At 39.1% G+C, this 21505-nt stretch carries 26 protein-coding genes and 1 pseudogene; 11 read left to right on the top strand and 16 right to left on the bottom strand.

What is annotated here, in order from left to right; all coding sequences use genetic code 11:
- Positions 1-2: 2 nt before the first annotated feature.
- Positions 3-167 (bottom strand): hypothetical protein, encoded by a 165-nt coding sequence (locus DSM106972_RS53270; RefSeq protein WP_158632786.1) that lies wholly within the window; start codon positions 165-167, stop codon positions 3-5.
- A 230-nt stretch (positions 168-397) separates the two neighbouring features.
- Between DSM106972_RS53270 and acsF the strand changes: the two genes are divergently transcribed.
- From acsF to DSM106972_RS52145, 3 genes are all read left to right on the top strand, one after another.
- Complete coding sequence (gene acsF, locus DSM106972_RS08635; protein ID WP_127080305.1) at positions 398-1474, top strand: magnesium-protoporphyrin IX monomethyl ester (oxidative) cyclase; 1077 nt, start codon at positions 398-400, stop codon at positions 1472-1474.
- A gap of 163 nt (positions 1475-1637) precedes the next feature.
- Complete coding sequence (locus DSM106972_RS08630; protein ID WP_127080304.1) at positions 1638-2306, top strand: hypothetical protein; 669 nt, start codon at positions 1638-1640, stop codon at positions 2304-2306.
- Positions 2307-2460: 154 nt separating this feature from the next.
- Complete coding sequence (locus tag DSM106972_RS52145) at positions 2461-2586, top strand: ATP-binding protein (RefSeq protein WP_127080303.1); 126 nt, start codon at positions 2461-2463, stop codon at positions 2584-2586.
- A gap of 28 nt (positions 2587-2614) precedes the next feature.
- On the opposite strand, the gene DSM106972_RS08620 is transcribed toward DSM106972_RS52145, so the two are convergent.
- On the bottom strand, positions 2615-3397 hold the full coding sequence (locus DSM106972_RS08620; RefSeq protein ID WP_127080302.1) for an FkbM family methyltransferase: 783 nt from the start codon (positions 3395-3397) through the stop codon (positions 2615-2617).
- A 195-nt stretch (positions 3398-3592) separates the two neighbouring features.
- Here DSM106972_RS08620 and DSM106972_RS08615 point away from each other — a divergent pair, with 195 nt between their 5' ends.
- A complete protein-coding gene (locus DSM106972_RS08615; RefSeq protein ID WP_127080301.1) occupies positions 3593-5806 on the top strand; it encodes a CHASE2 domain-containing serine/threonine-protein kinase in 2214 nt (737 codons plus the stop codon).
- Positions 5807-5847: 41 nt separating this feature from the next.
- Here the strand turns inward: DSM106972_RS08615 and DSM106972_RS53265 are convergent.
- Positions 5848-5967, bottom strand: a pseudogene (locus tag DSM106972_RS53265) (PIN domain-containing protein); the annotation flags it as partial.
- A gap of 590 nt (positions 5968-6557) precedes the next feature.
- Here DSM106972_RS53265 and DSM106972_RS53260 point away from each other — a divergent pair.
- The 3 genes from DSM106972_RS53260 to DSM106972_RS53250 are packed head-to-tail and all read left to right on the top strand — an operon-like array spanning position 6558 to position 7405.
- Positions 6558-6830 (top strand): hypothetical protein, encoded by a 273-nt coding sequence (locus DSM106972_RS53260; RefSeq protein WP_233787743.1) that lies wholly within the window; start codon positions 6558-6560, stop codon positions 6828-6830.
- 58 nt (positions 6831-6888) lie between these two features.
- Positions 6889-7122: a hypothetical protein gene (locus tag DSM106972_RS53255; protein WP_233787742.1), complete on the top strand. Its 234-nt coding sequence runs from the start codon at positions 6889-6891 to the stop codon at positions 7120-7122.
- Complete coding sequence (locus DSM106972_RS53250) at positions 7109-7405, top strand: hypothetical protein (protein WP_233787741.1); 297 nt, start codon at positions 7109-7111, stop codon at positions 7403-7405. Before DSM106972_RS53255 ends, DSM106972_RS53250 begins: the two co-directional genes overlap by 14 nt.
- Positions 7406-7684: 279 nt before the next feature.
- Here DSM106972_RS53250 and DSM106972_RS08600 read toward each other — a convergent pair whose 3' ends face one another.
- From DSM106972_RS08600 to DSM106972_RS08580, 5 genes are all read right to left on the bottom strand, one after another.
- Positions 7685-8935, bottom strand: coding sequence for a DNA methyltransferase (locus tag DSM106972_RS08600; protein WP_127080300.1), 1251 nt, complete (start codon positions 8933-8935; stop codon positions 7685-7687).
- A gap of 116 nt (positions 8936-9051) precedes the next feature.
- The gene (locus DSM106972_RS08595) at positions 9052-9402 is read right to left on the bottom strand and encodes a DUF5615 family PIN-like protein (RefSeq protein ID WP_127080299.1); all 351 of its coding nucleotides are present in this window, start codon (positions 9400-9402) and stop codon (positions 9052-9054) included.
- Complete coding sequence (locus DSM106972_RS08590; RefSeq protein WP_127080298.1) at positions 9396-9734, bottom strand: DUF433 domain-containing protein; 339 nt, start codon at positions 9732-9734, stop codon at positions 9396-9398. The genes DSM106972_RS08595 and DSM106972_RS08590 overlap by 7 nt, the downstream gene beginning before the upstream one ends.
- 41 nt (positions 9735-9775) lie before the next feature.
- Positions 9776-10165 (bottom strand): hypothetical protein, encoded by a 390-nt coding sequence (locus DSM106972_RS08585; protein ID WP_127080297.1) that lies wholly within the window; start codon positions 10163-10165, stop codon positions 9776-9778.
- A gap of 60 nt (positions 10166-10225) precedes the next feature.
- Positions 10226-10480 carry a hypothetical protein gene (locus DSM106972_RS08580; RefSeq protein ID WP_127080296.1) on the bottom strand — a complete coding sequence of 85 codons (255 nt, stop codon included), beginning with the start codon at positions 10478-10480 and terminating at the stop codon, positions 10226-10228.
- Between the two features lie 232 nt (positions 10481-10712).
- Between DSM106972_RS08580 and DSM106972_RS55710 the strand changes: the two genes are divergently transcribed.
- Positions 10713-11060 carry an HNH endonuclease gene (locus DSM106972_RS55710; RefSeq protein WP_127080419.1) on the top strand — a complete coding sequence of 116 codons (348 nt, stop codon included), beginning with the start codon at positions 10713-10715 and terminating at the stop codon, positions 11058-11060.
- 79 nt (positions 11061-11139) lie between these two features.
- Here the strand turns inward: DSM106972_RS55710 and tkt are convergent, their stop codons facing one another.
- The 3 genes from tkt to acpP form a co-directional block, all read right to left on the bottom strand.
- Positions 11140-13164, bottom strand: a complete 2025-nt coding sequence (gene tkt, locus DSM106972_RS08570; protein ID WP_127080295.1) for a transketolase — start codon at positions 13162-13164, stop codon at positions 11140-11142.
- Between the two features lie 105 nt (positions 13165-13269).
- Entirely contained in the window at positions 13270-14526 is a 1257-nt protein-coding gene (gene fabF / locus DSM106972_RS08565; protein ID WP_127080294.1) for a beta-ketoacyl-ACP synthase II, read from the bottom strand.
- Positions 14527-14684: 158 nt separating this feature from the next.
- On the bottom strand, positions 14685-14936 hold the full coding sequence (gene acpP / locus DSM106972_RS08560; RefSeq protein ID WP_096691644.1) for an acyl carrier protein: 252 nt from the start codon (positions 14934-14936) through the stop codon (positions 14685-14687).
- A 303-nt stretch (positions 14937-15239) separates the two neighbouring features.
- Here acpP and DSM106972_RS08555 point away from each other — a divergent pair, with 303 nt between their 5' ends.
- A complete protein-coding gene (locus tag DSM106972_RS08555; RefSeq protein ID WP_127080293.1) occupies positions 15240-16151 on the top strand; it encodes a CoB--CoM heterodisulfide reductase iron-sulfur subunit B family protein in 912 nt (303 codons plus the stop codon).
- A 282-nt stretch (positions 16152-16433) separates the two neighbouring features.
- On the opposite strand, the gene DSM106972_RS55320 is transcribed toward DSM106972_RS08555, so the two are convergent.
- The 4 genes from DSM106972_RS55320 to DSM106972_RS08545 form a co-directional block, all read right to left on the bottom strand.
- On the bottom strand, positions 16434-16592 hold the full coding sequence (locus DSM106972_RS55320) for a hypothetical protein (RefSeq protein WP_158632784.1): 159 nt from the start codon (positions 16590-16592) through the stop codon (positions 16434-16436).
- Complete coding sequence (locus DSM106972_RS55315) at positions 16585-16722, bottom strand: hypothetical protein (protein ID WP_325052166.1); 138 nt, start codon at positions 16720-16722, stop codon at positions 16585-16587. The genes DSM106972_RS55320 and DSM106972_RS55315 overlap by 8 nt, the downstream gene beginning before the upstream one ends.
- Before the next feature lie 152 nt (positions 16723-16874).
- Complete coding sequence (locus tag DSM106972_RS08550) at positions 16875-17114, bottom strand: hypothetical protein (RefSeq protein WP_127080292.1); 240 nt, start codon at positions 17112-17114, stop codon at positions 16875-16877.
- Positions 17115-17185: 71 nt separating this feature from the next.
- The gene (locus tag DSM106972_RS08545) at positions 17186-19402 is read right to left on the bottom strand and encodes a tetratricopeptide repeat protein (protein ID WP_127080291.1); all 2217 of its coding nucleotides are present in this window, start codon (positions 19400-19402) and stop codon (positions 17186-17188) included.
- Between the two features lie 170 nt (positions 19403-19572).
- On the opposite strand from DSM106972_RS08545, the gene DSM106972_RS08540 reads away from it, so the two are divergent.
- Together DSM106972_RS08540 and DSM106972_RS08535 are read left to right on the top strand one after the other, a co-directional pair.
- Positions 19573-19773, top strand: a complete 201-nt coding sequence (locus tag DSM106972_RS08540) for a transcriptional regulator (protein WP_127080290.1) — start codon at positions 19573-19575, stop codon at positions 19771-19773.
- A complete protein-coding gene (locus DSM106972_RS08535) occupies positions 19761-20801 on the top strand; it encodes a Uma2 family endonuclease (RefSeq protein ID WP_233787740.1) in 1041 nt (346 codons plus the stop codon). The genes DSM106972_RS08540 and DSM106972_RS08535 overlap by 13 nt, the downstream gene beginning before the upstream one ends.
- 16 nt (positions 20802-20817) lie before the next feature.
- Here DSM106972_RS08535 and DSM106972_RS08530 read toward each other — a convergent pair whose 3' ends face one another.
- The gene (locus DSM106972_RS08530; protein ID WP_127080288.1) at positions 20818-21423 is read right to left on the bottom strand and encodes a hypothetical protein; all 606 of its coding nucleotides are present in this window, start codon (positions 21421-21423) and stop codon (positions 20818-20820) included.
- Positions 21424-21505: the final 82 nt, after the last annotated feature.

Here is a 21505-nt window from a genome sequence, read left to right as displayed (position 1 = left end):
ATTTATTTACCTATATGGTTACGATTTAATTTTTTAATATATTTAAGAAACCGGGTTTCTTTGTCATAGCTTGTAATAAAATCACGATTTTTCTTAGAAACCCGGTTTCTAGAAGGCGCCTGTTTATATAATGATAAGTTGAAATAGCGCAACTCAACTTCACCCATGCGATTCACCCAACCGGGTGATTTTTGAGGATAAAGGCACGATTTTTAAAGTAAAAAGAAGTTTTGTTGCAACTCTTAACGTTTTTACCCTGCTGGTTTGCACCCAAGGCTTGGTAGACTTAGTTTTATACTTGTAAATCAAAAAAGAGCGCTTTCGGCGTTGCCAGGAAACTAATGGTTGTTTTCTGGAACCTTAAAAGATAAAACTAAAGGCAAGAGCAATTTTAAACATGGTAGATTCTCTCAAAAAACCAGGTGTTGAAGAAATGCGTGCGGGGACTAAGGTTCCAGCGAAGGAAACTCTGCTGACCCCGCGATTTTATACCACCGACTTTGATGAAATGGCGCGTATGGATCTTTCGGTCAACGAAGATGAGCTACGAGCCATTGTGCAAGAGTTTCGCGCTGACTACAACCGCCATCACTTTGTTCGGGATGCCCAATTTGAACAATCCTGGGACCACATTGATGGAGAAACTCGTAAGTTGTTCGTTGAATTTTTAGAGCGTTCTTGCACTGCTGAGTTCTCTGGCTTCTTGCTTTACAAAGAACTCGGTCGTCGTCTAAAAGATAAAAATCCTTTACTCGCTGAAGGCTTTAACTTAATGTCGCGCGATGAAGCACGTCACGCTGGCTTTTTGAATAAAGCGCTGTCTGACTTCAACTTATCGCTCGATTTGGGTTTCTTGACAAAAAGCCGCAGTTATACATTCTTCAAGCCCAAATTTATCTTCTACGCTACTTACTTATCAGAGAAGATAGGATACTGGCGTTACATCACAATTTACCGTAACCTCGAAGCAAACCCAAGCCATGAAATTTATCCAATTTTCCGCTGGTTTGAAAACTGGTGCCAAGACGAAAACCGTCATGGTGACTTCTTTGATGCGGTAATGCGCGCACAACCCCAAACTCTCAATGACTGGAGAGCGCGTTTATGGTGTCGCTTCTTCTTACTGTCGGTATTTGCGACGATGTATCTTAATGATATTCAGCGCAATGATTTTTACGAAACACTTGGCTTAAACACTCGTGAGTTTGAGTACGAAGTCATCGACAAAACCAACAAAACCGCAGGACGTGTATTCCCCGTAATGTTGAATACAGACCATCCTGACTTTTACAAACGGTTAGAAGTTTGTGTTAAAAACAACGAAAAATTAGGAGAAATCGCTAATTCCAACACTCCTAAGCCATTACAATTCTTGCAAAAATTGCCTTACTACGCTTCTAGTGCTTGGCAAATTCTCAGATTGTATCTAATTAAACCAATAGATGCTGCATCAAATCACGGTGTAGTCCGCTAAAGTTAATCCCCCCTAACCCCCCTTAATAAGGGGGGAACAAGAGTGCTTTAAGCCCCCCTTATCAAGGGGGGTTGGGGGGATTTCTAAAGCTATGGTTTAATTTGTTATAAGTTAGAGTGGCGCCACTTCGGAGTGCCACTTTTTTAATGTATATAAACAAACTATGAATAAGTATGTATCTGTACTAGTTTTTTTATGCTTATGTATAAATCCAAAACCAGCTTATAGTCAAACACCATCACCTGGCGCCCAAGATTTAGATTTAAGTCCAGAGATAATCAACAATAGTCCAGTTTTACAAAGATGGCGCCGAAAAGTACCCAATGTATTAGAAGATATAAAAAACGACCCTAGTTTTCGTAGCAGATTACGTTTTGGTTATTTCCCTACGGTCGGAGTGAAGGTTGGCGCCGAAGATATACAAATAGATAAAACAAGATTTACAATTAGCGGTGAATACTACACAACATTCAACGGTAAACACACCAATTATGGTGGAGATATAAATTATTATCTACGTCCATTAGGAAGTTATGTAAACGTGGCGCCAGTTTTAGGTTATCGTCATATATCCACAGAAAAAGATTCTACAAACGGAGTTAACGTAGGCGCCAAACTATTACTAGTATTATCACGCGGAGGGGGTGGAGATATTTCCTTAACACAAACTTGGGTGGCGCCAGCATCAAACGAAGAAATTGGATTAACAAAATTATCAGTAGGTTACGCAATCACACGCAAACTGAGAATATCCACAGATATCGAACAACAAAATGGGCGCCAGAAAGAAAGCCGCGCAGGCATAATTTTAGAGTGGATGTTGATACCGTAATCGATGATACCGTAATCGATGATGATACCGTAGGGGCGGGTTAACAAACAACCTAAAGCCTAACCAAAAATCCCCTAAACCCGCCCCCCGCAAGATATGGGACAGGTTTACATACAGGGCGGGCAAGGATGCCCACCCCACAAGAAAAACAATATTGTTAATTAATCGTTATTACCTAGCTATCGCGCGTCAAATTGTTGAGGAAACTCATGGAGGTAAGCTCAGTTGTATTTCTACATTAGGAGAAAAAACCGAGTTTATGATTGAGTTACCTATTTAATTACAAAGAAACCGGGTTTCTACGGTTTCTAGGGTTTCTGAATAGCTAAAAAGTTGGTAATTTTAAAAATCTCTAAACCATAGTTATAATCTTTGATTTTATGCACTCCATTTCTTAATACACGATAAAAGTCATATTTATTACCTAATAACTCAAAAAAGTCATGCATGAATATTCTTGTAGATAAACATGTTTGACCAAATTCAAATTGTATGCATTTGATGGCGCCATTTTTAAGCATTCTCTCGCTACCCAAAAGCACATCTATTTCATGTCCTTCTACATCAATTTTTAATAAATCTATTTCTAAAATCCCTTTATCAGCACAAAATGAATCAAGCGTTTTAATCGCTATTTCAGTTTGCCGCACATCACCAGCATTTTGAATCAAAATATTTAGTGTTAAAGATGCAATTGCTTCACCTTCACTCGAAAAGTATATACTACCCGTCGTATTTTCTTTACTTAAAGCAAAATTGAAAATTGAAACATTATTTTGATGTGAAAATTCATTAGTTAAAATATCATAACATTTAGTTTGCGGCTCAAAGCAATATATTTGGCTCTTATCACCAAGTATTTCAATGACATCGTTTGTAAATTGTCCCTCATTGGCGCCAACGTCAAACACGCAATAATTATCTTTAATATTGACTTTTGTGAAATACCAGTATAGAGCCTGCTTTTCACCACTGTCTTTGATTGCATATCCACCTCCAACGTTCATACCCACATGGCAAAGCTTTAATGTTTTTTCCCAAAAAGGTTGTAACCAAGGTCTAGATATAACCCATCTTAAAGTTTGTTCCATATTGACATTTTATTAATATATTCTATGAAGTTTATATGTTTGAGTCTATTAAACCACTAACTAAAGGAATAAAGAAAATCTCTTAATTATTCCAATACAGCAAATAAATTGCTACATTAAATATCTAGGGCTATGTAACTGCAACTGCCCAGTCTGCAACATCTACCACTTTTAGGAACGTATTGCAACGCCGTGATGAATGGACTTTTCAGAAAAATCTGTGCAACGCTTGTTAAAGATAAGCATAGTGCTATTACGGTAGACTCGAAGCCGAAAAATTTAGCAGCGCAGGGCAGTAACTCTATCAGTAAGATAGTAGTAGTAATTGCTACAAGTTTAGGAGTTACAGCTTTAATAACAGGCGCCCGTCATTTAACTTGGTTGCAACCGTTAGAGTTAGCGGCATATGACCAAATGCTGCGCTCACGTCCAGTGAATAAAATTGATAATCGTTTGCTAATAGTGGCAGTAGATGAAGAAGATAAACAAAGCTTTGGATATCCGTTACCAGTTACAACGATAAACAAACTGCTGAAAAAATTAGAATCTTACCAACCGCGTGTCATCGGTCTGAATATTTACCGCGCTTCAGAGAAAGGTATAGGCACCGGACTTGTAAATAAAAGTAAGCTAATAGGCGCCTGTAAGTTTAGTAGCCCAAAAAACCCAGAGATAGCTCCACCATTAGATTTTCCCCCAGATAATATTGGTTTTAATGACTTAGTACCCGACCAAAATGACCGTACAGTTCGTCGCGCTTTACTATTTGGAGATTCGCATGATAAGAAGTGTAACGCTCAGTATTCATTTGCCGCGTCAGTCATAACAGCTTATTTAAACAAACAAGGCATTAAGTCAACTTTCAACCAAGATGGTAATTGGGTTTTAGGTAGTAAAGTTATACCCAGCTTAAAAGGTAAACCCGGTAGTTACGAAGATGTAGATTTAGGCGGTTATCAAATCTTTCTTAATTATCGTCACCCAGATTATTTAGCGCAACAACTAACCTTAAGACAAGTCTTCAACAATCAAATTAATCCAGATTTGGTAAAAGATAAGCTAGTTATTATTGGTAACACTGCTTCTAGTATTGATAGAGGTATTTCAACACCATACGGCGCCTTACCAAACCAGTCACTGGGTACACCAGGAGTGTTAATTCAAGCACAAGTGGTAAGTAATATTCTGGGTACAGTATTAGATGATAAGCCTTTCATTTGGTACTGGTCAGACTTTGCAGAAATTGGCTGGGTGTGGCTTTGGGCACTTGTGGGAGGGGTAGTAGGTTGGCGTTTTCGCAACCCGTTAATGTTTTTAGTCGTTGGTGGGACTAGTTTAGGCGCCTTGTTAGGGATATGCTATTTCTTATTTTTACAAGCAGGATGGGTACCAGTAGTACCACCCGCAATTGCGTTACTAATGACAGGTATTGGTACAGTGGCATATTTAGCTTATCGTACCGAAATAGAAACAAGAATAATTATTATTCAAGTTGAAAAACAACAGGAAGCAATAGCTCAACTGAGTGCATTACTTAAAGAACCAACTCGTCTTCCTGATACACAACTGCGTGGGAATGTTGTAGACGCTCCACCTCAACGCAACACAGGTGATTATTTATTAAGTGGAAGATATGAAATTACCCGCGTGCTTGGGTCTGGTGGTTTTGGTTCTACTTATGTAGCTAAAGATACTCAGCGTCCAGGGGAGCCAAGTTGTGTAGTAAAACAATTAATGCCTGCACGTCGCGATGCTCGTTTTATGGAAGTCGCACGTCGGTTGTTTGATGCTGAAGCAGAGATTTTATTAATATTGGGTAAGCATATACAAATTCCTGACTTACTTGCATATTTTGAAGAGAACAACGAATTTTACTTAGTAGAAGAGTATGTAAGAGGGCAAACGCTTAGTAAAGAATTATCAGCACGCGATACTCAAGACGAAGAATATGTAACCGAAATGCTCAAAAGCGTCTTACAAGTTCTGAAATTTGTTCACGAACACCGAGTTATTCACCGTGATATTAAACCCGACAATATTATTCGTAACTCTCAAGATAATAACTTAGTGCTAATAGACTTTGGCGCCGTTAAGAAAATGCAGCCACCTAGTAACGAAACTGAACTGGCAACTGTAGCAATTGGCACACGTGGATATGCGGCGCCGGAACAACTAGCAGGACATCCGCGTTTAAGCAGTGATATTTACGCTTTGGGAATGATTGGTATTCAAGCTTTAACAGGTGTAGCACCACAAGCGTTGGATATTAACCCGGATACAGGAAATGTAGAGTGGCGCCATTTAGTTACAGTCAGCGACAAGTTAGGCAATATATTAGATAAAATGGTGTGCTATCACTTCAACGAACGCTACCAAACAGCAGCAGAAGTACTAGACGATTTAACCTAACCGTAGGTTGGGTGTAGCTTTATGCGGAACCCAACATTCATTTAAAGCCAATTTTCTCGGGTTAATCCATCCACTCTCGACATATCACTATCATTTGTAACCAAAATCAAACCGCGCGTTATAGCAGTAGATGCAATTAGTACATCCGCATCTTGTATCGGTAATTTACTACCTTTGGATGTAATTTCATGACGTTCACCGGAACCAGAGACAACACGGCATTAATTCTTACTAATTAATTTACTGGGCTTTAGACTAAATAGGGAACTCGCAAGGAAAAAAATAGGGGGTCTGATTGAACACAGACCCCCTTTTGACAGATGCTGAGATAAGTACCACCTTTTCTCATACCTGCCAATATGAAATCTGACAAACTTCGAGAATTCCGTCAAGCTGCTTATAAACTTTTAGGCAAAGCACATGATGCAACATTTGAACGCTTCTGATGCAATATTAACGACACGTACCGCTTACAGCTTGGCTCCCAACTCTCTGTCGCCGTTTTTTCGGCGCAAATGGCCCAGTATTTATGAGGCACTACAAGACAGCAGGCCACAGCGACAAAAATTGATGCATTTGTATATCAAACAGATACCAACTGAAAATCGCCCTTTATTGGCTGGAGACCATACCCTATGGCCGCTTTGCAGATGCAGTAACCCTTCAAGACAGAACAATTGAGCATACAAGTCCTGGGTTCGGTGGAAACAAACCAATTGGTGTTGGTGAGGGATATAGTACTATAGCTTGGGTGCCAGAGGACTCAGGTAGTTGGGCATTACCGCTACGGCATGAGCGAATAACTAGTTACGAAAACCCAATTGATAAGGCAACTTGGCAGTTAAAGCAAGTGTGTAAAAACTTAGCTGTAAGACCAATTTCCGTGTGGGACAGCGAATATGGTTGTGCCCCTTTTATTTTAAAAACAACCGATATTCCAGCAGACATTCTTGTACGTTTGCGCTCAAATCTTAGTTTATGGACAGCACCCCCAGAGTATTCTGGCAAGGGGCGCCTTTCGTAAGCATGGTAACAAATTTAAACTTAATGAACCCGATTCATGGCAGCAAGCAACGGTAGAGATGACACTAAATGATTCAAAGCTAGGATTAGTAAAAATTCGCTTGTGGGAAAATTTGCATTTTCGTAAAACTGCGACACGTCCAATGTCCTTAATAAGGGTTGAACGCCTTGATGAAAAAGGGAATTTAAGAGTTAAAAAACCATTATGGTTGGCTTGGGTAGGGGAAGAAATGCCACCATTATCCGAGGTTTGGCGCCTTTATTTGCGTCGGTTTACTGTTGACCACTGGTAACGCGAGTGCAAAGCAACGCTTACACTGGACTCTTCCGAAACTCAGTACTACCAAGCAGTGTGAGCGTTGGAGCGACTTAATGCCAATGATTACTTGGGAATTATGGCTGGCTCGTGATATTGTTGAGGCAGCGCGTTGCGGGGGTTCCCCCCGTTGTAGCGACTGCCGTGCAGACAATCCTTTACCTTGGCAAAAGTCCTTAGACAAACTAACTCGCTCGTTGGGTTGCCCAGGCTATGGGTTTGGTTTTAGAGGCTATTGGCACACCTGCTCATTCACCTAAAACTCGCGGAAAGTCACGCCTGTTGGAAGACAGGACAACCACGACAACGTAGAATTCGCTACCCAGTAGTCAAAAAAACTACGCCGAAACCACGTAAAGAACAAGAAAAATCGGCTTAGTCTCAATCAATTCCATGCTTCAAGTTTGTTTTTTTTGAACTCAGTGCTACTGGGTCGTTTTTTGCTGCTTAGTCTAAACTCCAGTATTATTAAGAAGCGCAACTAATTTATCACCGTGTGGTGTAGGTAAATCAAACATAATTTTTTTTGCGTATACAGGCTAATTAAAACTGCGCGATTTTTTAGCATTATAATAAGGCGATGGTTGGACTTTTTCAGCTTTTGCTATAGCGTCTCTAATATCAGTTTTTATATCATCAGTGGCTTGTGTATAGGCAGCTTCTAATGATCTAACCGCAACTGCTCTTGCGGTTTCTAAATTTAGATTATAATAAGATTTTTTTTCACGCTTTTTAAAATGCAAAATATCTTCTTTGATTATTTGCCCATAACGATTTAAAAATTTCCTTTCTTGGCGTATGTGTAAATCAAGTCCAAATACTTGATGAGCTATTTCTGTAACTAGCTCACCATTATAAAAAGCTGTACCTCTGACATTTGATTCTTTACCAACAATAAATATTATCCGACTATTAAAGTTACATATACGTAAAAGTTCTTGAAAAGTAGTAGCCATATCTAAGCAGTATTGAATGACTGTTAAAAATCTATTATTTCTATGTTTACGGTTAGAACCAAATTCAGATTTAGCAACTTCTAAAAGGTTCCATTGTAGTGCTTCAGTAGATGCACGATATTCTTGATGATAATTGAATACGTTAATATAAGGAGGGGAGGTGATAACAAGATTTACTTTAGCTTCTTCTAACGGAGTGTTTCTAGAATCATAATTATAAGTATTTATATTTTTTGCTGAGTAAGGCAATTTATTAACAAAAGCGCTGATTGTATTCGCGATTGTAAAAACTTTTAAGCTTGTTAACTCTGTATTCCCAAAGTCTAATAAAATAACTAAAATCTCATGCAAGAGCTTAATAAAACTTTCCTCACTATTGAGTGCAAGTTGCACTAATTCCTCTTTAATGTAATTAGATGTTAAATCCTTTTGTATACTTATATTTTGGAACAGTGGCATTGTATCATCAGGAATCTTACTTCTTATCTGCTCTATGAAATTACTAGTATAAATATTACGCTGTCTTTGAGGTATATTAATAAATTTGTAACTACTAGCAAGTATTAAGGCTGCTGGATTTATTTCTGTTCCATGAGCTTCTAAACCAAATCTTGCCGCTTCACACAAAACAGTTCCACTACCAAGAAATGGGTCAAAAATAATACTATTATTGTTAGCATATTTTTTGATGAGTGTCTCAATTAATTGTGGGGAAAATTGTCCTTTCCACGGTAAAGGATTGCTACGCTGCTTATCTTGAATGTCTAAAAGCTCCTGAGATATTTCTTGTGTATTGATTGGAGTATTAGTAAAAATTTTGGATGATAATACCATTTTTTAAGAAGATATTTATATTTGTTGTCAACAATCTTCATGAGTAACAATCTTCATGAGTATTGAGTTTAACTGATAATAATTAACACGGTAGTTTTTTTGCTATGATAAATAATTTATAGAGGAAGATACTGAATTTGCCCTTCTAACTCCTGCTCATAACTACACTCTATAATTGTAATAATATCTTCTATTACCTGACCAACTGGTGCATCTACCTCTACCTCAAGAACTCCTGGCATTGATTGTCCTTGTCTTACCCGTTTATAAGCATAGTAGGTAACTGTAGCAACGTCATGTGTAAGCAAAATTCGGTTTTCCTGAGATGCCCATTCCAACACTGTTGTGTCATCTTTGCCAGACAAACCAACATCCTGAACTCGTACAATATCTATATTGGGATTACGTCGTAGCAGCCCTCTAACAACAATATTATTAAAATTTTCGTCGGCAAGTAATTTTAACATGCTGAACGGGAAGCCTTACGAGCAAGCAATCTATCACGCAACCCTTGAGGGTCAAATTTTGCCTGATTTATCTCACGAACAGCTTGTCCTTTCTGTCGTCGTTGCTGTAAATATTCTTCAACTTCTTGCTGGTGATTAAGGTAAAACGCAATTGTAGCGTATACATCAGCTAGCTTAAGCGATGGATAACGAAAAACGATCTCTTCTGCCGTTGCACCTTGATTGAAGACAGCAACTACAGTATCTAAGGTCACACGAGTTTTACCTACGAGAACCACTCCATCAGGATTAGTTTCTAAAGGAGTGGGTGTAGATAACATTGTTAGATTCATATATATTTTTTTACAGTTTGTTTTATTATAGCAAATATTGCCTATCCAAAATTTAAAATATTAGATTCTTGTTCTAGCATTGCTTTTTGTAAATCATTAAGAAATATGTAGCCGATAGAATAAGATTCTTCGTAAACTGGGTAAAATTTACCTTCTGAGTTATTTTCTTGTATTATCTGTTGAATAAAAGCGAAAAATTTGTTATCGTCTAAAGATTGACCGCGAAACTGAAGCTTTATGCTGTGGCGCCGCTCGTTGAAAGTTAAAGCAAGTTGTGCAATTGTTGTACTTTTCCATTCAAAAGTGATGTTTGTAGGTGTAAATGCTCCATGTAAAGCATTGACAAATGTTTGGATACGTTGACGATAAATACCTTCTATATCATCTGGTTCCCAGTCAGTTGTTGCAACTAAACTATCAAATGCTGTCAAAATTTGGGTAGGTTGTGTAATATAACTTTGCTTGATATTTTGTTTGGCTTCAATTATTTTTTATGGTTGTAGATGTTTTAATAAATTGATTTTTTCAAGAAAGCTGATGATTCTATCAATGGTATTTGTTGTTAGTTGTCTTTCTTTTTCATTAAAAAACTTAGGGTAGCGCTTGGCTGCATCTTTTTTTACTTCGTACATTAGTGTTGAACGGGTCATGTCAGACAATTCTATTAATTGCTTTACTTTTTGATAGGTTTGTTCTGTGATTAAATCGAAACTGCGAAGTTTGTCTGCTATTTTGGTGATTGACATAGGTTGTTGTGAAGGGTTTGGGGAGGGGAGGGCGGGCAGGGATGCCCGCTCCACAAGAGGAGTTATGAAGAGTTATTTCAAACAAAACTTTGGTTGATTAATTTACTACCATTTAATGTAAGGTCTTGTGGACACCAGTAGTAATGCTCAATGTATTGATAAATTTGCTCAATCCAAGAATTTTTAGCTGTAAACATTTTAAAAAACTACTCATCTCAATAACCAATATAATATTAGAGAATGTGAACGAGCAGAGTTTTCTTATAAAAAACACTATCTAGTAAGTGATAAAAACTATCTAGTAAGTGATAAAGACTATGTTGCCATTGGGTATCCTAACAATACCCATCCAGAAAACGGTTTGCTTCTTCGTGCTGATTTACACACTTTATTTGACCTTGATCTTTTGGGCATTAGTCCAAAAAATTTAAAATTGTTTTTCCATCCTAAAATTCAGATTGCTGGCTATAAAGAATGGCATTCTAAAAAACTTCTATGTTCTACTAGCTTAAAGCCAAGTAAGTTAGCACTGCTTCATAGATGGGTTAAGTTTTACAAACGGTACTATTGTGAGTTATGAATGCTTTGAAAAAAAGGGACGGGCAAGGATGCCCATCCCACAAGAGGTGTATTTAGTACATACACGAATGTTGGAAGAATTAGCCTAGTACTTTTTTAGCTGTTGCTAGTACGTTGTCAACGGTGAAGCCGAATTTTTCCATACAAACTGGACCAGGCGCCGATGCACCGAATGTGTCGATGCTAACGGTGGCGCCTTCGGTACCGACGTATTTGTGCCAACCGAAGCTTACACCTGCTTCTACAGATACGCGCTTGGTAACAGCTTTAGGTAGAACTGATTCTTTATAAGCTGCGTCTTGAGCTTCAAATAATTCCCAAGAGGGCATTGAAACTACACGAACTTTCTTACCTTCGCTGGTGAGTTTTTCTGCTGCGGTTACACAAAGGCTAACTTCGGAACCTGTACCAATTAAGATAATGTCGGGTGTTCCTTGGCTATCTACAATTGTGTAGGCGCCTTTTGTTACTCCTTCAATTGACGAACCTGCTAAGTTAGGTACGTTTTGACGGGTGAAAGCTAGTAATGTAGGAGCATTAGCTTTTGATTTTTCAATTGCTACTTTATAGGCGCCTGAAGTTTCGGTACCATCAGCAGGACGAATTACTGTGAGTTCAGGAATTGCGCGTAATGAAGCAATTGTTTCAACTGGTTGGTGTGTTGGTCCGTCTTCACCTTGTCCAATTGAGTCGTGAGTCATTACCCATATTGACCCAGCTTCGGATAAAGCAGATAAGCGGATAGCTGCACGCATGTAGTCGGTGAAAATTAAGAAGGTCGCACCGTAAGGTATTAAACCTGAACCATGCAGTGCCATACCATTAACAATGGCGCCCATACCATGTTCACGTACACCATAGTGAACGTTGGGGTTTTCGTAATGTCCTTTTTGGAAGTCACCCTTACCTTTAATTTCGGTCAAGTTAGAGTGGGTTAAGTCAGCCGAACCACCAATTAACTCAGGTAGTACTGTTGCTAATTTGTTAAGACAAGTTTCGGAATGTTTACGAGTTGCAACACCTTTGTCTTCAGGAGTGTAGGTAGGTAATACCTTTTCCCAACCATCAGGAAGTTTGCCGCTAACATAACGTTCAAATTCAGCTGCTTCAGAAGCGTACTTAGATTTATAGTCACTTAAAGCTTTGTTCCATTCGCTTTCGGCTTTGGCACCACGCTCAATAGCTTTTTGCATGTGGTCGAGAGCATCTTGAGGTATAACGAAAGGCTCATGTTCCCATCCTAAATTTTGACGGGTAAGTGCTACTTCATCACCACCTAATGCGGCGCCGTGAACACCAGCAGTATTTTGCTTGTTGGGTGAACCATAACCAATGAGAGTTGTCACCTTAATCATTGAAGGCTTATCTGTAACAGATTTTGCTTCTTCAATTGCTTTTGCAATTCCTTCTAAATCTGTATTACCGTCTTCGACGTGTAGTACATGCCAACCGTATGCTTCAAAACGCTTAGAAACGTCTTCAGTGAATGCTACATCTGTAGAACCATCAATTGAGATGTGGTTATCGTCGTACAGAGCTATTAATTTTCCTAATCCCAAGTGTCCTGCAAAAGAACACGCTTCACCAGAAACCCCTTCCATGTTACAACCATCACCTAGTATTACGTAGGTGTAGTGGTCAACGATTTTGGCATCAGGTTTGTTGAACTTTGCTGCTAGGTGAGCTTCTGCCATTGCTAAACCGACTGCATTAGCAATACCTTGTCCTAATGGCCCGGTAGTAACTTCGATACCTGCTGTTACAAAGTTTTCTGGGTGTCCAGGGGTGCGTGACCCCCATTGACGGAACTGCTTGATATCCTCTATCGTCACGCTATCAAATCCACTTAGGTATAGCAGTGCATACTGCAACATACACCCGTGACCTGCGGATAATACGAAACGGTCGCGGTTAAACCACTTTGGATTTTTGGGATTAACCCGCATGAATTTATCCCAGAGTACAAATGCCATTGGAGCGGCGCCCATTGGCAATCCTGGGTGTCCAGACTTTGCTTTTTCTACGGCATCGACTGCCAAAAAGCGAATCGAGTTAATACAAATTTCTTCTAGGGTCTTGGTGGGGGTTTGGGTTGCAACAGCCATAATACGATTGTTCTTAACGACGGGTTAGCACTCTCTGACTTCACATTGCCTAAAGAAATTTTAATTTTTTTAAGCAACTTATCTCATCATCCCTGAAGCGAATTACTAAGGGACGTACTTCTTAAAGACTAGCGCGACATTGTGTCCACCGAAACCAAATGAGTTGGATAATGCAACATCAACTTTTAGTTCTCGGCTAACGTTTGCTACGTAGTCTAAATCACATTCTGGGTCTGGGGTTTTGTGGTTAATTGTGGGTGGAACCCGGTCGTTGGCTATAGAGAGTACAGATGCTACTGCTTCTATACCACCGGAGGCGCCTAAAAGGTGTCCGGTCATCGATTTTGTTGAACTAACTGCTAATTTTTTAGCATGTTCAGAAAACACGGTTTTAACGGCGGTGCTTTCTGCAGAATCGTTGGCTGGGGTACTGGTACCGTGAGCGTTAATGTAGCTCACATCGGTCGTAGAAATTGCCGCATCTTTGAGTGCCATTCGCATTGCTCTGGCGGCGCCTTCATGACCGGGTGGTGGGGATGTATAGTGGAAAGCATCGCACGTCATACCATAACCAACGATTTCCGCGTAAATGCGGGCGCCTCGGCTTAAAGCATGTTGTAATTCTTCCAATACTAAAATACCCGAACCTTCGCCCATTACAAATCCATCGCGGTTTAAGTCAAAGGGACGCGATGCTGTTGTGGGGTCATCATTACGAAGCGAAAGCGCTCTACATGCAGCAAAACCAGCTATCGATAAAGGCGTAATCGCTGCTTCTGCACCACCACAAATCATCGCTTGGGCATATCCACCTTGCACCAACCGAAACGCATCACCAATCGCGTTTGAACCTGCTGCACAAGCAGTTACTGGACAGGAATTTGGCCCCTTGGCGCCAGTATGAATCGCGGTTAAACCCGATGCCATATTGGCAATCATCATCGGCACCATAAAAGGACTACAGCGGTCGGGACCTCGGTTGAGGTAAATAGTTTGCTGTTCTTCCATCACTTTTAAGCCACCAATACCCGAACCAATCATGACACCGATTTGTTCAGCGTTCAGGTCATTGATAACTAATTGAGCGTCTAGAAGTGCCTGTTTTGCTGCTGAAACCCCAAATTGCGAAAACCGATCCATCCGCTTGGCTTCTTTGCGGTCCATAAAATCTTGCGGGTCAAAGTTTTTGACCTCACCGGCTATACGGCAGTCGTGACTCCTGGCATCGAAAAGGGTTATGTTGCCGATACCATTGCGTCCACTCGTAAGTCCGTCCCAATATTCCGATGGATTATTACCAATTGGTGTAATAGCGCCAACACCAGTTACAACAACACGTTTACGTTTAAAATCTTCTGTCATGACGATAGTTCAGGTGGCTCTAATTAAGTGCTGAGTGCTGAGTACTGAGTGCTGAGTGAGTCGTGCTAAGTGCTGAGTAGGAAAGTAAAATTAATAACTCCTAACTCCTAACTCCTAACTCCTAACTTTTTACTCAGCACTCAGCACTTTTCACTCTTTTATGCGGATGCGGCAACTTTGTTATTGATGTAGTCCACAGCTTCTTGAACCGTGGTAATCTTTTCAGCGGCTTCATCAGGGATTTCGATATCGAACTCTTCTTCCAACGCCATTACTAGTTCAACAGTATCAAGTGAATCTGCACCTAGGTCGTTGGCAAAGTTGGATTGGGGGTTGATAGTAGACGCTTCTACACTCAGTTGGTCAGCTACAATTTTTTTGACCTTCTCAAAAGTTTCCGTTTGGCTCATAGTTAAATTCCTCAACCAGTTGCTATAATGCGCTTGTCGTGGGCGATTGCTTTAAAAGCATATTACATCTTATCTGAAAAGCGCTCTTCGCGCGTACACGCAAACCCCAGTTAATATCACTCGATTTATATTTCTATTTTTTCACATACGAATAAAACATTAAATACACAAACCCAAGCATATAACATCCGATGCGCTCTCTCACGCTTAATGTTTCTTATCACTTAATTTTTTGATTCACACGCTTCAAGACCGAAGGCGCCGAATCGCTATACTTGTGGCAATGATAAAACAGTAATTACTATGCTATCTCAAAGATTAAAGTACGCTTATTTTCCAGGTTGTGTTGCTCAAGGCGCCTGTGGAGAGCTTCATTTGTCTACTACTGCTTTGGCACGTGCGCTTAATATCGAGCTAGTAGAACTTAAAAAAGCTTCTTGCTGTGGTTCTGGCACTTTTAAAGAAGACTCGCAACTACTCGAAGACACAGTTAATGCGCGTAATATTGCACTAGCTGAAGAACTAAATTTGCCTCTATTAACCCATTGCAGTACGTGCCAAGGTGTGATAGGACATGTTGATGAAAGTTTAAAAGAAGCCCAACAAAGTAACCCAAACTATATCAATAAAGTAAACGGGTTATTGCAAAAAGAAGGCTGTTTACCATATCGCGGCAGTACCGAAGTTAAGCACCTTCTATATGCTTTAGTAGCAGACTACGGACTAGAAGAAATTCAAAACCGCGTGACTCGTAAATTAAGCGGGTTAAAATGCGCTGCGTTTTATGGCTGTTACTTGCTGCGCGCTTCTAAAAACAGTTACGATAACCCCTTCCGACCCGAAGCAATGGAAAATGTGTTTCGAGCAGTTGGGGCAACACCAATATACTACCGAGGTCGTACACAATGCTGTGGCTGGCCGCTTTCCAGTTACGCCACCACCGAATCATTTAAAATGGCAGGTAATCATATCCAAGATGCTATCGAATCTGGCGCCGACTGTATAGTTACACCTTGCCCTTTGTGTCACCTTAACTTAGACTCACGTCAACCCGAAGTCGAAAAAGTTATCGGTCAAAAACTAGGTTTACCTATACTACACTTACCCCAACTAATAGCCTTAGCACTAGGTATTAGTCCAAAAGAACTAGGTCTAGAACGACACATCGTATCAACCAAACCTTTATTAGAGAAATTGGGCGCCTTAGTAGCATAAACTTGTATTTTTGTAATCTTGTGGAGCGGGCATCCCTGCCCGCCTTATATATGTTTATTTTTTGGCACAGGGCAAGAGAAAACGCATCCCACTCATCTTGTATTAAATTACACACAGGATTCACATAGGAATTGATTGCGCGTAGGGTGCGTAACTGCATTACAAATTCAGATCAAAACTTAAAATCATCAACCGTTACGCACCATCAACAATGTCACGGCAGAGCGCAGAGGGCACAGAGGAGAGAGCTTCTTAGAATTTGTCTTGAAGAAGTAATAAATCTTAACTTTCTCGTCGCGGGTCTTCTAAAGGTGGATGCCAACCACCTTTTATCCAAAGACGACGTGCTTTTATAATTGAACCTTCATTGTTTCGTTCATCATTTAAGTCTAAACGATTACGCTCGTCCTGTCGGAGTAGTACCGATAATTTTTCAACCATCTGGCGCCCAAATAAAATGATCTGCCCAATTTTGTTGACGAGGATTAAAAAGTGAAACTATATTTCCCGTTTCTGGGTCAACACCTGTTGTAAAATTGTAGTGGTATCCATTACAACGTTGACACGGCAAAGCTAAATTATTAAGCTCCGAAGTGGAATTGGGAAGAGACTACGGAATTATATGATCAATAGCAAATAAAGCTGCTTCTTCTAAAAAGTGGCAATATTCGCAAAGATATTTCGCCCTTTTTCTAACTAGTTTTCTAGTTACATCATTAATAGTCATGAATCAGCAATTATTTTGGCATTGAGCAAAGTAAAGATTCTATCGAGTTCTAAAATTCCCGTTAATTCAGCTTCTTGTTCTAAGTTAAGCATACCAGCTTTTTTAGTAGCATTGAGTTCTTCCAAGCGTGATTGTAGTTCGTCGGTAAATTTGAACAACTTAAGATTTCTAACTTGACTAATTTTGATTCCTGACTCTACCCAGGATGAAGGTTGAACCATTACTTGAGTCATCATAGCCGTTTGCGCTCGTAACATAAAGGGTATGGTAGCATTGTAACAATGCTTGCCCAAAGGGATTAATATCTTTAATAACAACTAATACGCTGTTTAACACGATTAATTTCAGAAGCATTTTGAGCCATTGCGACCTGCAAAGCTTGCTTATTTTGCCCAATTTGAGCATATAGCAGTGCAATCTCTTCAAGCAAGCTAGCTCGACTATCGGTATATTGAATTGAATTTGTATCACTATCCTGTGGTATTGTTTGTGCTACGAGTAAGGCTTGGTCTAAAGTCGCGATACCTTTAGATTCAGAAAGGCGCCATATTTGGAATTTGGCAATATCAATTAAACTACGAGCTTTGAATTTTTTATTTGTTTCAAATTGTGCTGCTTTCAATGCTAAATCATCCTGTCCATCTTGTAAGGCGCCAGTTGCAATACCAGAAAAATTCCCTTTATTTAATTCAGGGTTAGAAAATTCAATTGCTACTTGCAGCGCTTGGTCAAATTGTTTTGTTTCTAGTAGTATATTTAATATTAGCCCTATCAACTCAGCTTTTTGTTTACCATCCGGCGCCACATTAGATTTTACTGTTTGAATTGCTTGTGTTAAAAACTGTTGCCCCAGTTGCTTTTGCCCTGCTGAGTTGTACTTGCGCGCGATTATTGTTAATGCTACAGCACGAAGCCTTGAATCTGATAAAGCATTGGCATTTTGTATTGCTTGGTTAAAAGTTGTTTCAGCAAGGGTTGTTTGCCCAGCTTTTTGAAAAGCAGTAGTAGTTTTGGCTAATCCATATACTTGATATGGCATAATATCTACATTATTGGCTTTAAGCGCTGCTTGTATAGCTTTGTCTGGTTGCTTGGCATTAGCATAAGCAACTGCGACACGAGAAAATAGTTGATTTATTTCGTGGTTCTCTGATTTATCGATAGTTTGAGCTATTGCATAAGCAAAATCGAGTTGATTCTGTTGAATAGCGACTCTACCCAAATTTGCTAAAATATCGGGACGAGTTTTTAACTTAATTAATAAAGAATTAAACAAAGAGTTATTATTTGTATTATCAGTTTCAATTGCTCTTCGTATTAACATTTCAATCAACATAAAATCTTCGTCTTGTATTGAACGAAGCATCGTTTCAACACTTTGCTTGGCTGAAACTAGTTGGTTTCGTTTGCGATACTCAGTTGCTATAGCAAGACGTGTGTTCCCTTTATCGAAAGCACCTCGAATAAAGTTTACTACTTGCGATGCAGTATCTATCTGCCCTGCTTTTGCGTAGGAAGTAATAATTTCTGCTAAATAAAAGTCATTCAGAATGTTTGCACTAGCAAATTTTACTGCTTGGTTAAATAATTGGTCTGCTAGATTTAAATTTTTGCTACGACTATAAGCTACAGCAAGCTGTCCAAGTAGTTTGGCTTTTTCTCTTTCGCTAATAATAGCTGGAAGAAGTTCTTGTGCTTGTTCTAACTGATTGATTTTTATATACTGACCTCCTATGGCGCCTAAAGTTTCATCCTGTCGGTACCTGTTAGATATAGACTTGGCAACATCCAACGCACGCTCAAAGTCACCTAATTCTGCATATGTATAAGCGATAGGATGAGAAGGATGAAACTCACGCTTTTTATCTTTTGTCTCTTTATCAAACTGCAATGCTACCTGGTACGATTGTGCTAAAGTTTTTTGTGCTAGTGTAGGTTGACCGATATCTATATAAGTTCGCGCAATTCTAGTTAATAAAGTTGCCCGCATTTCAGTGAGCCGAACTCCTGCTGATATTTGTACTGCTTGGTTTAATAATATGCTGGGTTTCTCTTTGGCGCCTAAACTATGATAAATGGTAGCTAATTGTGCAAAAGCTTTAATTTTAATACTGCTATAGCCAGCATCAAGACTTTGTATCCGTCCTGATATATTATCCAGCATTGCCAAAATCAAACTTTTCTTTGCTGTGGGAGTTACCTTTATTAAACGCTCAATGTGAGAATTTTGGCGCCAAGTAAAATCATCTCCTAACAAGCGTCCAAGGTCATCAGATAAACTTTTACTTTTAGAGGTAAGAGCAATATCTATAATTTTATTAATTTGAGCAATACTTGACTCAACTTTACCATTAGATATCATCGAATCTAAATCATAGGTCAGCAAAAAAATCCTATCGTAACCAGTTTTTTGTAGCTCATTACCACAAAAAGCAGATATTTGAGTTGGTTTTGTAGCGGCAATGGAAAGGCAAGGGTTAACTAGCAGTAGCGCAAAAGCACTAACTACAGATAATTTACGCATAATCTCAACGTTTAGTATTGAGTTATTTATACATAACCTGTGGTAAGTACCAGCACAAAACAAATGCTCTAATCATATTTTCATAATTATTTTTGTAAAGTATAATTGACAAGAGCGTATGTACTGATATTCAATATGTAGCTATAGTCTGCCAAAACATTGATATTACGATGATTGAACTGCGTCCTATCAAAACAGAGGCTGATTATCGTGCAGCACTTTCTGAAATAGAAGTACTTTTTGATGTACAACCAAATACACCTGAGTGTGACCGCTTGAACATTCTTGCTACATTGGTAGAAGCTATAGAGGTGATGAAAATAACCATAATGAAATTCGTCAAGAACTTTCAACAGGGTTGTGGCGAATAGCTCAACTTATTGGTGGTAGTAGCTACAGCCGAGATTTTGTCATGCGTCTGGGAGATAATGGGTTTACGCCAGATGTGATGTTTTTTACTAATAATAGTACTCGAAATCAACTTTATTCGTGGTATTTATCTGGAGCAGCAGAACTAGTTATAGAAATTGTGCGTCCTGGTCACGAATATGCTGACCGCGTTATCAAGCGTGATTTTTATGCTGCTGCGGGAGCACTGGAATATTGGATAATTGACGGAAAAACACAACAAACAGAATTTCTAAATTTGAATGAGGGTATTTACCAAGCGCGCGGAGTTGATGCAGATAATTGCTATCGTCCCAGCAGTATTCCCGGTTTGGTTTTCCATCCGGAACAGCTTTGGTGTGAAGATAATTGGTATGGCAGTAGTTTAGATCAAAAGTTGTTTACTTTGGAAGTTCCCGAACAACCTTATCAGAAAGTCCCAAGTATTAAAGATGGTTTAGGTTGGGGTAGGAAGGCGTTTGCCCCAGATTTACAGCTTACACCAACACCAATTAGTTTTGAGCAGTATATTTGTTGGGCGCCACCAGCAAAGTTTGAATTTTGGGACGGTAAACCTAGAATTGGCGGAGAAATTGGTATTCGTAATTTAATTGGAATGCTGTTAATGACATTTGGGTTAACGAGTAGTATTAAAGTATTACCTCCAAAAGCTTGGATAAGTGCTATTAAACAGCGTTTTTTACTTGAGCAGCAGGACTCAGAGCGTAAAGCGCAGTGGTGGGAACTAGCACATCAAGCTGCAAAGTTATTACGTAGTGACTTTAATATAGAAAGAATTGCTGTAATTGGTGATTTGACCAATTCAAAACCTTTAAATTATTGGTCGAATATAACCTTGTTTGTTTGGGATATACCGAAAGGTCAAGATTACAAAATTTACGAAGCGCTGTCTAATTTGAGCAAACAGCCAGAAATTAGAGTTATGGATGAAAATGACTATCTAACTGTCGATGATGAAAATGCCATTGCGCGTGGATTTGTGGATATATAATAAAATGAGATGCGAACTACAATATTTGCGAATCGCACTGTTGAAAAATATAGTTGACAGCCGCAAATAACTTATTTAAATCTTGAATAGCATACAAATCTTTGTTTCTAGTAAACAAATCAGAGTTTAACTTACCGAACTGCCATATTTTACCATTGGAAACAATCCCGAATACATCTGAATCAAAATTGTTGTTGATTCGCTGCACTGCTATCATTTCAGCCAAACACTGACCCCAACCTTCTTCAAATTTGTCTTGTTTGGCTTCAACGGCTAAAAAATAAGGTTTATCAAATACAATAGTACTCAAAGGATTTCTTTTTGTTACCGTATAATCAGGAACACCTGATAAATCTTCATCGTAAGACAGTGTTTCATGACTCCAAAGCGTTAGTTTTTGTCGGTAAGGTTTCCAAACTTCCTTTAAAACTGGATAAATTAGGTTTTCACAAATTGCATCTTCGGAGTTATCAACAACTCCATCTGCGAATAATAAATCTAATTCTTCTTTAAAAGAGTCTTTAACAGGAAAATATAATTCCTGCATAAAGTTAGCTTGTACGTACTTTATTTGAAATTTTTTGATAACCGCGCTAATACTTTTATAATTACTGAATGCCATTGTCTTACCTTCCGTTCTTAAACTCTGTCACTGTTTCAACGCAAGTTGTATACTTTATTTCATCTAGGTTAACACAAAAATG

The sequence above is a fragment of the Dulcicalothrix desertica PCC 7102 genome, from assembly GCF_003991905.1.
Classification (GTDB): Bacteria; Cyanobacteriota; Cyanobacteriia; order Cyanobacteriales; family Nostocaceae; genus Dulcicalothrix; species Dulcicalothrix desertica.
Note: the sequence above shows the minus strand (reverse complement) of the source record. Positions and strands in the feature narration are given on the sequence as shown.

Excerpts from the sequence above, each read along its gene's own strand:
- DSM106972_RS55320 (WP_158632784.1), bottom strand. The coding sequence starts at position 16,592 with ATGGTTGAAAAATTATCGGTACTACTCCGACAGGACGAGCGTAATCGT.
- DSM106972_RS08580 (WP_127080296.1), bottom strand. The coding sequence starts at position 10,480 with ATGTCAATCACCAAAATAGCAGACAAACTTCGCAGTTTCGATTTAATC.
- DSM106972_RS08540 (WP_127080290.1), top strand. The coding sequence starts at position 19,573 with ATGATTGAACTGCGTCCTATCAAAACAGAGGCTGATTATCGTGCAGCA.
- DSM106972_RS08530 (WP_127080288.1), bottom strand. The coding sequence starts at position 21,423 with ATGGCATTCAGTAATTATAAAAGTATTAGCGCGGTTATCAAAAAATTT.
- DSM106972_RS08615 (WP_127080301.1), top strand. The coding sequence starts at position 3,593 with ATGAATGGACTTTTCAGAAAAATCTGTGCAACGCTTGTTAAAGATAAG.
- DSM106972_RS08600 (WP_127080300.1), bottom strand. The coding sequence starts at position 8,935 with ATGGTATTATCATCCAAAATTTTTACTAATACTCCAATCAATACACAA.
- DSM106972_RS08595 (WP_127080299.1), bottom strand. The coding sequence starts at position 9,402 with ATGTTAAAATTACTTGCCGACGAAAATTTTAATAATATTGTTGTTAGA.
- DSM106972_RS08555 (WP_127080293.1), top strand. The coding sequence starts at position 15,240 with ATGCTATCTCAAAGATTAAAGTACGCTTATTTTCCAGGTTGTGTTGCT.
- DSM106972_RS08630 (WP_127080304.1), top strand. The coding sequence starts at position 1,638 with ATGAATAAGTATGTATCTGTACTAGTTTTTTTATGCTTATGTATAAAT.
- acpP (WP_096691644.1), bottom strand. The coding sequence starts at position 14,936 with ATGAGCCAAACGGAAACTTTTGAGAAGGTCAAAAAAATTGTAGCTGAC.
- DSM106972_RS08545 (WP_127080291.1), bottom strand. The coding sequence starts at position 19,402 with ATGCGTAAATTATCTGTAGTTAGTGCTTTTGCGCTACTGCTAGTTAAC.
- DSM106972_RS08620 (WP_127080302.1), bottom strand. The coding sequence starts at position 3,397 with ATGGAACAAACTTTAAGATGGGTTATATCTAGACCTTGGTTACAACCT.
- DSM106972_RS08550 (WP_127080292.1), bottom strand. The coding sequence starts at position 17,114 with ATGATGACTCAAGTAATGGTTCAACCTTCATCCTGGGTAGAGTCAGGA.
- tkt (WP_127080295.1), bottom strand. The coding sequence starts at position 13,164 with ATGGCTGTTGCAACCCAAACCCCCACCAAGACCCTAGAAGAAATTTGT.
- acsF (WP_127080305.1), top strand. The coding sequence starts at position 398 with ATGGTAGATTCTCTCAAAAAACCAGGTGTTGAAGAAATGCGTGCGGGG.
- DSM106972_RS53255 (WP_233787742.1), top strand. The coding sequence starts at position 6,889 with ATGACACTAAATGATTCAAAGCTAGGATTAGTAAAAATTCGCTTGTGG.
- DSM106972_RS08590 (WP_127080298.1), bottom strand. The coding sequence starts at position 9,734 with ATGAATCTAACAATGTTATCTACACCCACTCCTTTAGAAACTAATCCT.
- fabF (WP_127080294.1), bottom strand. The coding sequence starts at position 14,526 with ATGACAGAAGATTTTAAACGTAAACGTGTTGTTGTAACTGGTGTTGGC.
- DSM106972_RS53270 (WP_158632786.1), bottom strand. The coding sequence starts at position 167 with ATGGGTGAAGTTGAGTTGCGCTATTTCAACTTATCATTATATAAACAG.